Source organism: Streptomyces sp. NPDC031466 (assembly GCF_055581265.1).
This window is the reverse complement of record NZ_JBVIJT010000008.1, coordinates 66,066-80,274: the sequence shown is the minus strand read 5'-3', so window position 1 is coordinate 80,274 and position 14,209 is coordinate 66,066. Positions and strand designations below refer to the sequence as shown.

The 14,209-nt window shown below is 74.3% G+C and carries 13 protein-coding genes; 5 read left to right on the top strand and 8 right to left on the bottom strand.

Annotated elements, in window-relative coordinates; genetic code table 11:
* Positions 1-12: 12 nt before the first annotated feature.
* A complete protein-coding gene (locus ACZ5GP_RS20625; RefSeq protein ID WP_468752228.1) occupies positions 13-1,434 on the bottom strand; it encodes a GH39 family glycosyl hydrolase in 1,422 nt (473 codons plus the stop codon).
* 186 nt (positions 1,435-1,620) lie between these two features.
* Between ACZ5GP_RS20625 and ACZ5GP_RS20620 the strand changes: the two genes are divergently transcribed.
* Positions 1,621-2,715, top strand: coding sequence for a DUF5925 domain-containing protein (locus ACZ5GP_RS20620; RefSeq protein ID WP_468752227.1), 1,095 nt, complete (start codon positions 1,621-1,623; stop codon positions 2,713-2,715).
* A 47-nt stretch (positions 2,716-2,762) separates the two neighbouring features.
* Here the strand turns inward: ACZ5GP_RS20620 and ACZ5GP_RS20615 are convergent, their stop codons facing one another.
* The gene (locus ACZ5GP_RS20615; RefSeq protein WP_468752226.1) at positions 2,763-3,296 is read right to left on the bottom strand and encodes a putative immunity protein; all 534 of its coding nucleotides are present in this window, start codon (positions 3,294-3,296) and stop codon (positions 2,763-2,765) included.
* Between the two features lie 85 nt (positions 3,297-3,381).
* Positions 3,382-3,786 (bottom strand): GntR family transcriptional regulator, encoded by a 405-nt coding sequence (locus ACZ5GP_RS20610; RefSeq protein ID WP_468752225.1) that lies wholly within the window; start codon positions 3,784-3,786, stop codon positions 3,382-3,384.
* An 84-nt stretch (positions 3,787-3,870) separates the two neighbouring features.
* Between ACZ5GP_RS20610 and ACZ5GP_RS20605 the strand changes: the two genes are divergently transcribed.
* On the top strand, positions 3,871-4,809 hold the full coding sequence (locus tag ACZ5GP_RS20605; protein ID WP_468752224.1) for a GNAT family N-acetyltransferase: 939 nt from the start codon (positions 3,871-3,873) through the stop codon (positions 4,807-4,809).
* The gene (locus ACZ5GP_RS20600; protein ID WP_468752223.1) at positions 4,790-5,290 is read left to right on the top strand and encodes a ribonuclease FAU-1 family protein; all 501 of its coding nucleotides are present in this window, start codon (positions 4,790-4,792) and stop codon (positions 5,288-5,290) included. Before ACZ5GP_RS20605 ends, ACZ5GP_RS20600 begins: the two co-directional genes overlap by 20 nt.
* 36 nt (positions 5,291-5,326) lie before the next feature.
* Here ACZ5GP_RS20600 and ACZ5GP_RS20595 read toward each other — a convergent pair whose 3' ends face one another.
* Entirely contained in the window at positions 5,327-6,439 is a 1,113-nt protein-coding gene (locus ACZ5GP_RS20595; protein WP_468752222.1) for a methyltransferase domain-containing protein, read from the bottom strand.
* Positions 6,440-6,592: 153 nt separating this feature from the next.
* Between ACZ5GP_RS20595 and ACZ5GP_RS20590 the strand changes: the two genes are divergently transcribed.
* On the top strand, positions 6,593-6,733 hold the full coding sequence (locus ACZ5GP_RS20590) for a hypothetical protein (protein ID WP_361079122.1): 141 nt from the start codon (positions 6,593-6,595) through the stop codon (positions 6,731-6,733).
* A gap of 42 nt (positions 6,734-6,775) precedes the next feature.
* Here the strand turns inward: ACZ5GP_RS20590 and ACZ5GP_RS20585 are convergent, their stop codons facing one another.
* The 4 genes from ACZ5GP_RS20585 to ACZ5GP_RS20570 form a co-directional block, all read right to left on the bottom strand.
* The gene (locus ACZ5GP_RS20585; RefSeq protein WP_468752221.1) at positions 6,776-7,258 is read right to left on the bottom strand and encodes a GNAT family N-acetyltransferase; all 483 of its coding nucleotides are present in this window, start codon (positions 7,256-7,258) and stop codon (positions 6,776-6,778) included.
* 123 nt (positions 7,259-7,381) lie between these two features.
* Positions 7,382-8,248 carry an esterase/lipase family protein gene (locus tag ACZ5GP_RS20580; RefSeq protein WP_468752220.1) on the bottom strand — a complete coding sequence of 289 codons (867 nt, stop codon included), beginning with the start codon at positions 8,246-8,248 and terminating at the stop codon, positions 7,382-7,384.
* Between the two features lie 215 nt (positions 8,249-8,463).
* A complete protein-coding gene (locus ACZ5GP_RS20575) occupies positions 8,464-9,402 on the bottom strand; it encodes a DNA polymerase Y family protein (protein WP_468752524.1) in 939 nt (312 codons plus the stop codon).
* 104 nt (positions 9,403-9,506) lie between these two features.
* On the bottom strand, positions 9,507-12,956 hold the full coding sequence (locus ACZ5GP_RS20570; RefSeq protein WP_468752219.1) for a DNA polymerase III subunit alpha: 3,450 nt from the start codon (positions 12,954-12,956) through the stop codon (positions 9,507-9,509).
* A 174-nt stretch (positions 12,957-13,130) separates the two neighbouring features.
* Here ACZ5GP_RS20570 and ACZ5GP_RS20565 point away from each other — a divergent pair, with 174 nt between their 5' ends.
* Entirely contained in the window at positions 13,131-14,171 is a 1,041-nt protein-coding gene (locus ACZ5GP_RS20565) for an ABC-2 transporter permease (RefSeq protein WP_468752218.1), read from the top strand.
* Positions 14,172-14,209: the final 38 nt, after the last annotated feature.

Genomic DNA, 14,209 nt, shown 5'->3' with positions numbered 1-14,209 from the left:
GGGCCCAGGAAGTCACCGCTTCAGCCACTTCACCTCGTACCCCTTCAGGGCGAGGGAGTGCCCGTCGACCTCGGCGCTGATCCGCCGGTCCTGGGTGTTCACGACGAGGACGGCCTTGTCGTCGGCGAGGACCCGGACCTCGGCGCCGTCGTCGCCGGCGACCCGCACCTTCTCGTACGAGGTGCCGGGGCCGAACTCCCCGCCGAACCGTTCGATGAGCCGCAGCATCGGCAACGGCCGCCCGCCGTGGGCCTGTTGGGTGGTCGTCCACAGGCAGCCGGCGCACTGGGCGCCGCGCTTTTGCGGGTTCCAGTAGAAACCGGTGGTGGCTCCGCCGCGGGCCATCGCCATCAGGCCCGCGGCGTGGACGGCGACGCGGTGCGCCTCGGACCAGTCGTCGCGGTTGTCCTGGCTGTCGCCGGGCTCCACGTAGTACTCGGCCCACCACAGGGGCAGGTCCCCGGTCCGCTCGCGCACCCAGTCGCCGACGGCCGTGAGCTTGTCGGTGGCCGTGAACTCGTCGGGCAGCAGCTCGTCGTCCTTGGTGTAGCTGGAACCGTCGACGACGACGAAGTCCGCGCCCCTCTTGTGCTGGTTCCAGTACTCGAAGGCGTCCAGGGGCCGTTGGTCGAGGCGGCCCCAGGGGCCCTCCACCTGCGAGGCGTTCTCGCTCCGGCGCGGATCGAGGCTGTCCATGACCAGGTAGGGGCCGCCGACCAGGATGTCCTCGTCGACCTTCTTCAGCTCCTCGTAGACGAGGTTGTACAGCTCGGTGTAGCCCTCCTGGTCCCAGCGGGCCTCCTCGTCGTTCCAGAAGCCCTTGAACTCGTTCCAGACGATGAAGTGGCGTACGTCGGGGTAGCGCTTGGCGACGGTCGCGGCGAGCCTCGCGAAGTCGCCGTAGTGCTCGGGCTCGGGGGCGGTCTCCAGGGCCTGTTGGCTCCAGTCGGTGTTGTCCGCGCCGGGCTCGCCGCCCTTCATCCAGTCCGGGGCGCAGCACAGGGTGACGACGGGCGTGCCCTTGCTGCCCCGGATGAAGTCCATCCGGCTGTCCATCGCGGTGAAGTCGTAGTGGCCCTTGACCGGCTCGGGGTTGCCCGCGCCCCAGCCCATGATGTGCTGGATCTGCGGGACGGGGCGGCCCTGGGCCGCCAGCTCGGCGCGGACGCGCGCGACGGCGTCCGGCTCCCCGTCGTCCGCGCTGTACTGGGTGTGGGTGAAGCCCCAGCCGGCCTCGGGCGCGGGCTTGCCGGAGGGGACGGCGGGGGTGCCGTGCACCTTGTCGCCGTCCGGGGTGGTGCCGGCGGTGCTGCCGCCGTCGCCGGAGTGTGTGTGGACCAATGTGATCACCAGGGCCAGTACGGCCAGACCAACGCCGAGCAGTGCGGCGAGACGCCACCGCCGTGCCTGTGAGAACCACCCATGACGTGCCATCACGGACAAGCGTATCGGCGGCGGCGGACGGGGGGACAGGTTCCGCGGGACGGCGCCCGCGGCTCCCGGGGGACGCGGGGCGCACGACGGCGCGTGCGGCTTCCGGGGAAACCGAGTGCGACGGCGCCCGCGGCTTCCGGGGGAAACCGGGTGCACGACGGCGCGCGCGTGCCGGATCATGGCGGCATGTCTGCGAACCCTCACGACGCCCTGCCGATCCGGCTCAACGTCGACGACAACGACTCCCCCTCCGATGTCGTCGACGCACTGTTCCTCGGCCGCTTCGCGACGGGCGAGCAACCCTTCTCGCACAGCGCCAACATCGAACGCGTCAAGAAGGGCTCCACCCTGCTGCCGCCCGGGGCGCGGGTACTGCGGGCCGCCCGCGACGAGGACCGCAGCGCCACGCTGGCCGAGGGCGAGGGGTGGACGCTGCTGGTCTCCCGCTGGAACCGCGGCGCGGACATCACCGTCACGGCGACCAGTGCCGAACTCGCCGAGCGGGTCCTCGGGCAGGCCACGGACGGCGCGCAGGACGAGCCCGCGCCCCAGCCCGACGACGTGACGATGGGGTTCTGGTACGTCTCGCCGCGCCGCGGCCCGCACCGCACGACCCGGCAGATCTCGGCCGGCACCTGGGAAGAGGTGCGGCCCAACTACACGGCGCCGGTCGCCGACGCCATGGACAAGCTGATGAAGACCACCCCCGAGGACATCTCGGGGCGGCTGCTCCTGCTGCACGGCCCGCCGGGCACGGGCAAGACGTCGGCGCTGCGGACCCTCGCGCGCTCCTGGCGCGACTGGTGCCAGGTGGACTGCGTCCTGGACCCGGAGCGGCTGTTCGGCGACGTCGGCTATCTGATGGACATCGCGATCGGCGAGGACGACGGCACCACCGAGGGGCGCTGGCGGCTGCTGCTCCTCGAGGACTGCGACGAGCTGATCCGCGGCGAGGCCAAGCACACGGCGGGGCAGGCCCTGTCCCGGCTGCTCAACCTCACGGACGGCCTCCTCGGGCAGGGCCGCAACGTCCTGGTGGGCGTCACCACCAACGAGGACCTGGAGCGCCTGCACCCGGCGGTCGTGCGTCCAGGCCGCTGCCTCGCCCGCATCGAGGTCGGCCCGCTGACCCGGCCCGAGGCGGTGGAGTGGCTCGGCACCCAGGAGGGTGTCCCGCGCGAGGGCGCGACCCTCGCCGAACTCTTCGCGCTGCGCCGGGGCACCTCGCCCACGTCGGTCCCGGACCAGCGCGAGGGGGCGGACTCCGGGCTGTATCTGTAGCCGGGGCACCCGCTCCCCTCAGGGCGGTTCGCCGCCCTCCCCTCGGCTCAGCCGCGCAGGCCCGCTTCGAGCCGGCGGTGGAGGGCGCCGAGCCGGGTGCGGCCGGGGGCGCCGGCCGGCATCCGCGCCACCACCGCCCGCACCTGTGGGGGCACCTGTCCGAGCGCCCAGCGGACCTCGTCGTCCCCGACGCCGGGTTCGTCGCCCTGCGCCAACTCCTGGGCCCGGGCGAGGTACAGCGCGGGGCCGAGGACGTGCTTCAGCTGGTGCGGGGTGGCCAGCGGATGCAGGTACGGGGCTCCGGCCGCGCTGCCCGCGGCGCGCGCGGCGGCCTCGGCCACCGGGTCCCCGGCCGCGCGGGCCGCCTGATACGCGCTCCAGGCCGCGGTACGCAGCCGTGCCGTCCGCCGCTCCCCCAGCGCGAAGGCGCGGGCGGCCTCGACCGCCTCGCGCGGGCGGGGGTCGCGGGGGGCCCTCGTCTCGAAGAGTGGCAGCGCGCGCTCGGCGCACGCGACGGCCCAGCGGGTGACGGAGCGACGGTCATCCTCGGTCAGTTCGAAGCTTCGGCTCTCTTGGCTCATGCCTCTCTACGGTATCCCTGAACAGGGCGTTTGAGACTTTTTGCCGTTCCTGCCGCTCCGCACCGCCATACTGGGGCCGCAACCCTCAACCCGGGGTCCGGGCGGTTTGCCGGCCGGACGCCCCGTAGGCCGCGCGGAGCGCGTCCCGCACCGCGGCCAGCGCGTCCTGTTCTGAGAGGCCGAGCCGCCGGACGCGCTCGGCGTACGCCTGCGCGGCGGTGGACGCCTCCTTCGCCGCCGCGTCCCCCGCGGCGGCGACGAACGTGCCGTTGCGGCCGCGGGTCTCGATGACCCCGTCGGCCTCAAGTGCCCGGTAGGCCTTGGCCACCGTGTTCGCCGCGAGGCCCAGCGACTGGGCGAGCCCGCGCACCGTGGGCAGTTTGTAGCCGACGGGCAGCGCGCCCGACCGTGCCTGCCCGGCGATCTGGGCCCGCACCTGCTCGTACGGCGCGTCGCTCGCGCCCTCGTCGATGTCGATCTTCACAGTCACCCGGCGATTGTCCCGCACGGCCGGGGCCGGGCGGCGGGAAAAGCAGAGGCGCGCCGGGACGCCGTCCGCGTACCGTGCGGGGCCATGACAGTGATCGTCCGATCCCTCAGCCCCGACGGCCCGACCGACGCCGCGGACGTCGCGGGTTTCGCCGCGGTGCGCCGGGCCTGCGTGCCGGCCATGCTCGCCACCCCCGAGTCCGTCGCCTTCGAGCGCGCGCACGCCCATCCGGCCGCGCGCTACCGCCAGTTGATCGCCGAGACCGGCGGCGAGGTCATCGGCACCGCCCAGGTGGGCATCGCCCACGACAGCCCCGAGCCGGGCCAGGGCTTCGCCAACGTGTACGTCCATCCGGAGCGGCTGGGCACCGGCGCCGGAACGCTCCTGCTGCGCGCGGCGGAGGAGTACCTGGCGGGCGAGGGTGCCACCACCGTCTACTCCTGGGTGCTGGACGAGCCGGCCAACCTCGCCTTCGCCGCCCGCCGCGGCTACCGCGCCAGCCGGCGCGCCCACTTCCTGCGGCTTGACCTCGCCCGGAGCGCACTGCCGCCGCGCCGGGAGCCGCCCGCCGGGGTGGAGCTGGTCAGCGGCTCGGTGTTCGCGGACGACGCGCGTCCCCTGTTCGCGCTCGACGCGGAGACGGCGGCGGACGAACCGGGCGATGTGGCGGCCCAGTTCACGGACTACGAGCACTGGCTCGCCGAGACCTGGCGGCATCCGCTGGTCAGCCGGGAGCTGACCACGGTGGCCCTGGTGGACGGCCGCCCCGCGGCGTTCACCCTGGCCCGCACGGACGGCGCGGGCCGCTACGCCTCCGGCATGACGGGCACCGCACGCGCCCACCGGGGCCGGGGCCTGGCCAAGCTCGCGAAGAACGACTCCCTGCACCGGGCCAGGGCCGCCGGCTGCACGGAGGCCTTCACGGGCAACGACACCGGCAACGAACCGATGTTGGCGATCAACAAGTGGTTCGGTTACGAGATCTGCGCGACGGAGGTGCGTCATGTCCGGCACCTCGGCTGACGGAGGTCGCCCCACCGCCGTGGAGATCGCCCTCGTCAAGGCGGGCCGCACCAAGATCCGCTACCCGGCGGAGCTGCTCCACGACGACGGGACGCGCGTCACGGTCCGGGCCCCCTGGGCGGCCCCGGGCACCCGTGACTTCGGCTTCGTCCGCTTCGAGCCGGGGGACGTCTTCACCGAGCACTACTGGCGCGACCGCTGGTACGCCGTCAAGGAGGTGTACGCCGGTGACGGCACCTTCAAGGGCTGGTACTGCGACGTGACCCGCCCCGCCGTCCGCGCGGAGGGCGTCCTCACGGTGGAGGACCTGGACCTCGACCTGTGGTGCTCGCCGGACGGGAGCGCCGTGCTGCGCCTGGACGAGGACGAGTTCGAGGCGAGCGGCCTGCGCGCCACGGACCCCGAGGCGGCCGCGGCGGCCCTGCGCGCCCTCACGGAACTGGAGTCCCTGGCCCGCGGCGGGCTCATCGGCACGATCTGAGCACCGCGCCCCCGGCTCCGCCCCGGGCCGGGGGCGTCACCCGGCGAGCGGGACCGAGGCGGCGGTGCGCTCGCCGTCGTACGCGACGCTCTCGTCGTCCGACTGCCAGTGCACGGTGAAGCGTTCGCCCCCGCGCCAGGCGGTCAGGGCCTCGCGGCAGTACGCCACCGTGTCGTGCGGCAGGTCGGCCAGGGGGTGCCAGGCCAGCTCGGCGCACTTGTGCGGCTCGGCGTTGACCGGCTCGCCGCCCGCGCCGTACGCGGCGGAGAAGAACCAGCCCATGCGGGGCGCCGCGCCGGGTCCCCGGTATTGGACGACCAGCTCAGCGCGCAGGTCCGCCGGCGCGAGGTCCAGGCCGATCTCCTCGCGGGCCTCGCGGATCACGGCCTCGCGGACGTCCTCGCCGTCCTCCAGGTGGCCCGAGGGGAGGTTCCACAGGCCGTCGCCGTACCCGGTGCCGGTGCGGCGGGCCAGCAGCACGTCGTCCCCGCGGCGCAGCATGAGGTGGACGTCCACGATTTCGGCGTGCCGCCGCGGGGCCGCGGGGGTCACGCCGATCACCGCGTACCGCTCGTCCTCGACCGGGCCGCCCCACAGGCGCGGGTCCCCGGAGAGGCGCTCGGTGTGCAGCCGGGTGACGAGCGGGGTCAGGGCCTCGGTCAGGCGGGACATGGGCAGGCCGGCGGGCCGGGCCAGGTCCCAGACGCCCTCGACGAGGATCAGGCGGCCGCCGGGGCGCAGCAGGGTGTGCCAGTGGCGCAAGGTGGCCTCGGGGTCCGGGAAGAGCCACAGGACGTGGCGGGCCAGGACGGTGTCGAACGTGCGGTCCCCCACCGGGGGATGGGCCGCGTCGCCGGTCAGGATCTCGGCGTCGTGGGCCGCCAGCTTCTCGCGGGCCCGCGCCGTCATGTCCGGCGAGAGGTCGACGCCGGTGACCCGGTGGCCGTGCTCCGCGGCGAGCAGGGAGAGGCTGCCGGTGCCGCAGCCGAGGTCCAGCACGTCCCCGGGGGTGGCGGGCAGCCACTGCGACAGGCGCTCCGACCAGGCCCGGCGTACCGCCGCGTCGCGCAGGCCGTGGTCCGGTTCGTCGTCGAAGGTGGCGGCGGCGGCGTTCCAGTCGACCCGTGCGGAGGCGTTGTTCGTCGTCATGGTCCGAGCCTGTCATCCACCACTGACAACGGGCCCTCGGCGAGGCGTTGACGGCCCTTCGGCAGGTACTCGGGCAGGTGCTCGATCAGAAAGGTGGCCCGGAGAGGTCTAGCGGAGCGCTCCGGTGGACATCGGTAAGGCAGGGAGGCAGCCATGCGCCGAGTCACCACGCACAAGCCCGTCATCAAGCCCGTCAGCCGCCGGGTGCGCGAACGCCAGGAGGCCGAGGTCCGGCCACGGGAGAGGCCGGAGGTCCGCAAGGACATCCAGCGGACGTGGTGGCCGGAGGGATGAGACGCCGTCCGTCGGGACGCCGCCCGTAGGGACGCCGCCCCGTCAGGGGGTGAGCAGCCGCTTGCGGTAGTGCAGGCGGTCGTAGGGGCCCTCGACGCGGCGTGCCACGAGGTCGTAGCCGTAACGGGGGTAGATCTTCTGGTTCTCCCACATCAACGCGTTGGTGTACAGGCGCACTTCGGGCAGGGACAGGGCACGCGCGTGTGCGTCGACATGGGCGAGCAGGGCGCGGCCCACCCCTTGGCCCGCGGCGTCGGGGTGGACCGCGATGGACTCCAGGAACAGGTGGGCGTCCTCGGGCGGTGCGGTGACCGGGACGAGGACCAGCAGGCCGATGACCGGGTCTCCGGTGACGTACACCCGCCCCGCCGCGACGTCGGCCGCGTGGTCGGCCTCCATCGGGGCGGGGACGACGCCGATGCGCCGGATGTAGTGGTGGTACGCCGCGTCGGTCACGGCCCGCACCGCGGGGACGTCGGAGGCGGTGGCGCGTCGGATGCCCGTGGGCACGGTGGTCGTGGTCATGCCTCTACGTCTACGTCACGGCGCCGCGCCCGCACCAGCGCCGTCTTCACCAAGGACCTGGCGGCGATCAGGACGACGAGGCCATGGACGGGACGGGACGTCACGGCCGCTGAGGCGCCCCGGTCAGGACAGGCACGTGCTCGGTGTGGCGTGCTGCGGATCCAGCGCGTTCGCCACCTCGTGGTGGGCGACGCGGTCCAGGGTCCCGATCGCCACGTGCTCCGCCACATCGGCCCGGCACAGGTCCTGGACGGTCACGTTGCGCACTCCGGGACCGTCCAGGAACTGGCTGCGGTAGGGGGTGACCACCTCGTCGTACTGGGTGGCGATGACGGTGTAGCGCACGCCCGGCACGGTGTCCCCGCCGGCGTTGAGCCTGGTCAGGAAGGGTGAGCCGACGATCTGGTCCGCGAGGGCCGGCGTGTTCGTGGTGAGCAGGTCCTCGATGCCCGGGAAGTACGGCAGCAGGCGGGTGAGGCCGAGCAGGGTGGTGCCGTGGTTGTCGGGCGCGAGGCCGATGAGGGCGTTCACCTTGGCGGCGCCGCCGAGGAACTTGAGGTAGTGGCGGGGCATCATGCCGCCCTGCGAGTGGCCGACGAGGTCCGCCTCCTTCGCGCCCGTGGCGGCGAGCACCTTGTCGACGAAGTCGTCGAGCTGCTCGGCGGACTTCTCGATGGGGCCGAGCCCGTGGAAGAACGGCACGTCCTTCAACTGGCCGTAGTCCAGGGAGTAGACGCAGTAGCCGCGCGCGACGAGGTAGGGCGCGAGGACGAGCCAGTTGTCGACGGAGTTCCCGAACGTGCCGTGCACGAGGACGACCGGGCGGGGGTGGGCGGCGGAGGGCCGGCAGGTGTAGTCGTTCCAGCCCCGCGATGTGGTGGCCGCCGCCTTGGGGGCGGCGTTCGCGGTGGCGGCGGGGGTGAGGGTGACCGCGCCCGTGAGAAGCAGGGCGGCGGCGAACGCGCGCAGCGCGCGTCTCCAGGGCAGCATCGGGCGATCTCCTCGCGGCAGGGGAAAGAGGGGGGGTACGCCCTGTGATCCGGATCGACAGGATGCCGTGCTCACGTCAAATTACGCGCCGGTAGGTGAAGAGTGAAGCGGTGCGGCACGACAACTTCCGGCGCCGGTCGGCAGAGCCCTCGGCCCGCGCCACCGCGCCCTGAAAGCAGGGGAACGAGCGGCTCCGGCCGCCCCCGTCCCCCGCGTCACGCCGCCAGCGTGCCCGGCACGATCGCGCCGGGGCCGAACTTCTCCCGGGCCCGGTCGGCCACCTCCTCGATGCGACGGGCCTTCTCGTCCGCCGGGTCGAACGTGAGCTGGTGAGAGGCCTGTTCGGCCGGGCCGAGCCCCTCGGCGCGCAGGGCCACGGCGCGCACCCGGGCCCGCTGGAGACCCAGCGCCTCGTACGCGCGGTAGGCGGCCGTGGTCAGCGCGGTGGAGTGCGCGGTCGGCTCCGGCAGGGCCCTGGTGCGCACGGTCGTACTGCGGTCCGCGTACCGCACGGTGAGGGTCAGCGCCCGGCACACCTGGCCCTCGGCGCGCATCCTGACGCCCAGCTCCTCGGCGCCGGACAGGAGGGCGCGGCGGTGCCGGAAGGGGTCGAGCTCGTCCCGGGGGAAGGGCCGTTCGACGGCGAGCGAGCGCGCGGCGGAGTTCGGCACGACCCGGGTGCGGTCGACGCCCCGCGCCTTCTCCCGCAGCTCACGGCCCGCGCGGGCGCCGACCAGCCGCTGGAGGGTGGACAGGGGCGCGGCGGCGACCTTCCCGAGGGAGTCGAGGCCGTACTCGCACAGGGTGCGGGCGGTGGCGCGGCCGATGCCGGGCAGATCGCCGACGGGCCGCTCGGCGAGGAACTCCCGTACGCCGTCCGGGCCTTCCGGCACGGCGCGGGTCACGCCGGGGGCGGCGCCACGGGCGGCCATCCGCGCCAGCATCGGGCCGGGCCCGGCGCCGATCGCGCACTCCACCCCGTACAGCGCGAGCGCCCGCACCCGGATCAGCGGGGCCAGCTCGACGGCGCTCCGCCCGAAGTACCGTCGCGCGCCGCGCAGGTCCAGCAGGGCCGCGTCGGGCGGGAGCGCCTCGACCTGAGGGGTGAACTCCGCGAGCATGCCGAGCAGTTGGGGGAGGGCGGCCTCGTACATGGGCGTCAGCAGAAAGCGCACGTAGAGGGTGCTCGCCGCGCCGCCCGCCGCACTGCCGACCTCGCCGCTCACTCCCCTGCCCACCTCACCGCTCGCCTCGCCGTTCATCCCGCGCTCCCCGGACTCCGGTGCCAGAACTTCCTGGTGCCGCCCGCGGCCCCCTCGCCCGCCGGGCGGAGATCCGCCCAGGGGTGCATCTCGTACCCGGTGGACATGCGGACGCGCCGCCCGCCCGGCCCCGGCTCGGGTGCGGGCTCGGGTGCGGACTCGGGCTCGGGCGTCGGCTCCGGTTCCGCCAGCCGCAGCGCCACCGCGTCGAGGCCGCCCTCCTCACGCACCTCCACCAGTTCCGCGAGGTTCCACGCCGCCGCGCCGACCACGCTGAGGCTGCGCGGTCCGCGGCGCTGCACCACACCGCGCACCAGCAGCAGCCAGGAGTGGAAGACGGTGTGCGCGCACCGCTCGTGCGCGTCGTCGAAGAAGGCCAGGTCGACCAGGCCCGTGCCGTCGTCCAGGGTGGTGAAGATGACCCGCCTGCCGGAGCGGATCGGCGGGGTCTGGGTGGCCGCCTTGGCGCCCGCGACCAGGACGGTCGCGCCGTGTTCGGCCTCCCGCAGCCGCCGGGCGCTGAGCACGCCCAGTTCCGCGAGGAAGGCGGCGTGGTCCCCCATGAGGTGGCGCGAGGAGTCCATGCCGAGGACGCCCAGTTCGGCGCTGAGCCGCTCCGCTTCGTCGAGGTCGGGCAGGCCCGCGGGCGCCGTCTCGCGCCCACCGGACAGGGGCAGTTGGGCGCCGGCCGCGCCCCGGGCGCCCCGCCGCAGCTCGGCGAGGTGCAGTTGCAGGTCCCGGCGGTTGGCGCCGAACGCGTCGAGCGCGCCGACCTGCGCGAGCCGCTGGGCGACCGGCTTGGCGGGCCGGGCCCGCTCCCAGAAGTCGACGAGGGAGGCGTAGGGCTGCCCGTCCGCGATGCGCGCCGCCTCGGCCTCGCTGATGCCGTGCACGTCGCAGAGGGCGAGGCGCAGGCCCCACATTCGCCGGGGCTCGGACACCAGTTCGATACGGTGGGCGACCGCGGACCGGTTCACGTCCACCGGCAGGATCGGCACCCCGCGCCGCCGCGCGTCCGCGAGCAGCAGCCGCTTCGGGTACATCCCGGGGTCGTGGGTGAGCAGCCCGGCGTAGAACGCGGCCGGGTGATGGGCCTTCAGCCACGCCGACTGGTACGTCGGCACGGCGAAGGCCACGGCGTGCGCCTTGCAGAAGCCGTACGAACCGAAGGCCTCGACGATCTCCCAGGCGCGGGCGATCGTCGGGGCGTCGTACCCCTTGGCCGCCGCGTGCTGCGCGAACCACAGGCGGATGCGCCCCTGCGACTCGGGGTCGGAGAGCCCGCGCCGCACCTGGTCCGCCTCGTCGCGCCCGCAGCCGGTCATGATGTCCACGATCTGGATGATCTGCTCGTGGAAGACGACGACGCCGTAGGTCTCCCGCAGCGGCTCGGTCAGGTCCGGATGCGGATAGCGCACGGGCGCGCGGCCGTGCCTGGCCTCGATGAAGGGGCGCACCATGTCGGCCGCGACCGGGCCCGGACGGAACAGGGAGATGTCCACCACCAGGTCGTGGAAGGTCGAGGGCTGCAACCGCCCGACCAGGTCGCGCTGGCCCGGCGACTCGATCTGGAAGCAGCCGAGCGTCTCGGTGGACTTGATGAGCCGATACGTCGCCGGGTCGCCCGGCGGCACCGCGTCCAGGTCGACCCGCTCCCCCGTGGCCCGCTCCACCTCCGTCACCGCGTGCGCCATCGCCGACTGCATCCGCACGCCGAGCACGTCCAGCTTGAGCAGGCCGAGGTCCTCCACGTCGTCCTTGTCGAACTGCGACATGGGCAGGCCCTCGCCGCTGGTGGGCACGACGGGCGTGCGGGCGAGCAGCGAGGCGTCGGAGAGCAGCACTCCGCACGGGTGCATGGCGACGCCGCGCGGCAGCGCGTCCAGCGCCTCGACCAGCTCCCACAGCCGGTCGCGGCCGCCCAGCTCCTTCGCCACCGCGCGCAGTTCCGGCAGCTCCGCCAGCGCGGAGCGGGCGTCGCGGGCGCGGATGTGCGGGAAGGCCTTGGCGAGCTTGTCGATCTCGGCCGGGTCCATGGACAGGGCCGCTCCCACGTCGCGTACGGCGTGCCGTACGCGGTAGGTCTCGGGCATGGCGACCGTGGCGACCCGCTCGGTGCCGAAGCGGCCGATGATCGCGCGGTAGACCTCCAGGCGGCGGGCCGACTCGACGTCGATGTCGATGTCGGGCAGCACGTAGCGCCGCTTGGACAGGAAGCGCTCCATGAGCAGCCCGTGTTCGACGGGATCGGCGTGCGCGATGCCGATGAGGTGGTTGACGAGGGAGCCGGCGCCGGAACCGCGCGCGGCGACCCGTATCCCCAGCCCGCGCACGTCGTCGACGACCTGGGCGACGGTGAGGAAGTAGGAGGCGAAGCCGTGGTGGGCGATGATGTCCAGCTCGCGGTGCATCCGCTCCCAGTAGGCGCGCCGGGAGTCGTAGCCGCGCAGCACCATGCCCGCCGCCGCCCGGGAGGCGAGGACGCGCTGCGCGGTGCGCCGCCCGGCGCCCACCAGACGCGGTTCGGGGAAGCGGACGGAGCCGATGCCGAGGTCGTCCTCGGGGTCGACCAGGCACGCGGCGGCGGCCGCCCGGGTCTGGTCGATCAGCCGGTGGGCGGTGTCGCGGCGGAACCCGGCGGCCTCCACGACCCGTTCGGCGACGCGCAGCATGGCGTCCGCGTCCTTCAGCCAGCGTTCGCCGCCGTCGAGTCCCTTGGCCGGGTCCACCGGGACGAGGCGGCGGGCGGCGTCCAGGACGTCGGCGACGGGGCCCTGACCGGGGTCGGCGTAGCGCACGGCGTTGCTCAGGACGGGTCGTACGCCCTGTTCGGCGGCGAGGCCGAGGGTGCGCGCGGCCAGCCGGAGGGAGCCGGGGCCCGTGCCCTCGCGGCCGTGCCAGACCGTCTCCAGGCGCAGGTCGTCGCCGTACCGCTCGCGCCAGGGCGCGAGGAGCCGGGCGGCGCGGTCGGGGCGGCCGGCGGCGAGCGCGCGCCCCACGTCGGAGGCGGGGCCGAGCAGCACGGTCAGGCCCTCGCCGTGGTTCTCCTCCCACGGCAGGACGGGCCGCCCCTCGGCGGCGTCCCGGTGCGCGGCGCTGACCAGGCGGCAGAGCGTGGCCCAGCCGGTGGCGCCGTCCCGGGCGAGGTAGGTCACGCGCGGGGTCGACTCGTCGATGAAGGCACCGCCGCGCACGGGGGTCCGGCGCCGCTCGCCCCTGGCCGGGGCGGGTTCCCCCACCGCCAGCTCGGTGCCGAACAGCGGCCGCACGCCCGCCTTCGCGCAGGCCTTGGCGAACCGGACGGTGCCCGCGAGGGTGTCCCGGTCGGTGAGCGCGAGGGCGTCCATGCCCCGGTCGGCGGCGCGCTCGGCCAGCCGCTCCGGGTGCGAGGCGCCGTACCGCAGGGAGAACCCGGAGGCGGTGTGCAGATGCGTGAACCCGGGCACACGCACCTCCTGTCACCCTCAACCGATCCGATCCCGTACCCCCCGCCTCCACCATAGACCAAGTTTCGAACGCTTGTACGACAGGCGTGCGGGGCCCACCCCCACGGGGCCGCCGCGTCACCCGTCCGGCCCCTCCCACCTGCGCGGACGACCGGTGCCCTGGAGCGTGGGGGCATGAGGTTCGCCGACGAAATGAAGAGCGCCGTCACCCCGCGAGCAGCCCTGCTCGTCCTCGGCGTACTCGCCCTGCAGCTGCTGTTCATCGCCTCCTACGTGGGCGCGCTGCACGACCCGAGACCCAAGGACGTGGCCTTCGGGGTGGTCGCCCCCAAGGAGGCGGCCCAGCAGACCGCCGACCGGCTGGAGAAGCTCCCCGGCGAACCGCTGGACCCCCGTGTCCTCACGGACGAGGCCGAGGCCCGCCACCAGATCGCGCACCGCGACATCGACGGCGCCCTGCTCGTGGACCCGCGCGGCACGACCGACACCCTCCTGGTCGCCTCCGGCGGCGGCACGGCGCTCTCCAGGACCCTGACCTCCCTCCTCACGGAGGTCGACGCGGCCGAGAAGCGCACGGTGAAGACCGTGGACGTGGCCGCCGCGTCGGACCAGGACTTCAACGGCCTCTCGTCCTTCTACCTGATCGTCGGCTGGTGCGTCGGCGGCTATCTGTGCGCGTCGATCCTCGCGATCAGCGCGGGCTCCCGCGCCGCCAACGTGCCGCGCGCGATCATCAGGCTCGCCACCATGGCGCTCTACTCGATCATCGGCGGCCTCGGCGGCGCGGTCATCATCGGGCCGATCCTCGGGGCCCTGCCCGGCAGCATCATGGGTCTGTGGGGTCTGGGCGCCCTGGTCGTCTTCGGGGTCGGCGCGATCACGCTCGCCCTCCAGGCGCTCACCGGCATCATGGGCATCGGCCTGGCCGTCCTCATCATCGTCATCGGGGGCAACCCGAGCGCGGGCGGCGCCTTCCCGCTGCCGATGCTGCCGCCCTTCTGGAAGGCGATCGGGCCCTGGCTGCCGCCGGGCGCGGGCACCTGGGTGGCACGCTCCATCGCCTACTTCGAGGGGAACGCGATCACCGGGCCGCTCCTGGTCCTGGCCGCCTGGGCACTCGTCGGCGTCGTCGTCACCCTCGCCCTGTCGGCCCGGCGCGGACGGCCGGTCAACGGCTCGATCGACCTCAGCGGCACGAACTACGGCAGGACGTGAGCCCCGCCCCCCGTTGCTCGCGGGCGGGGGGCTGGGCT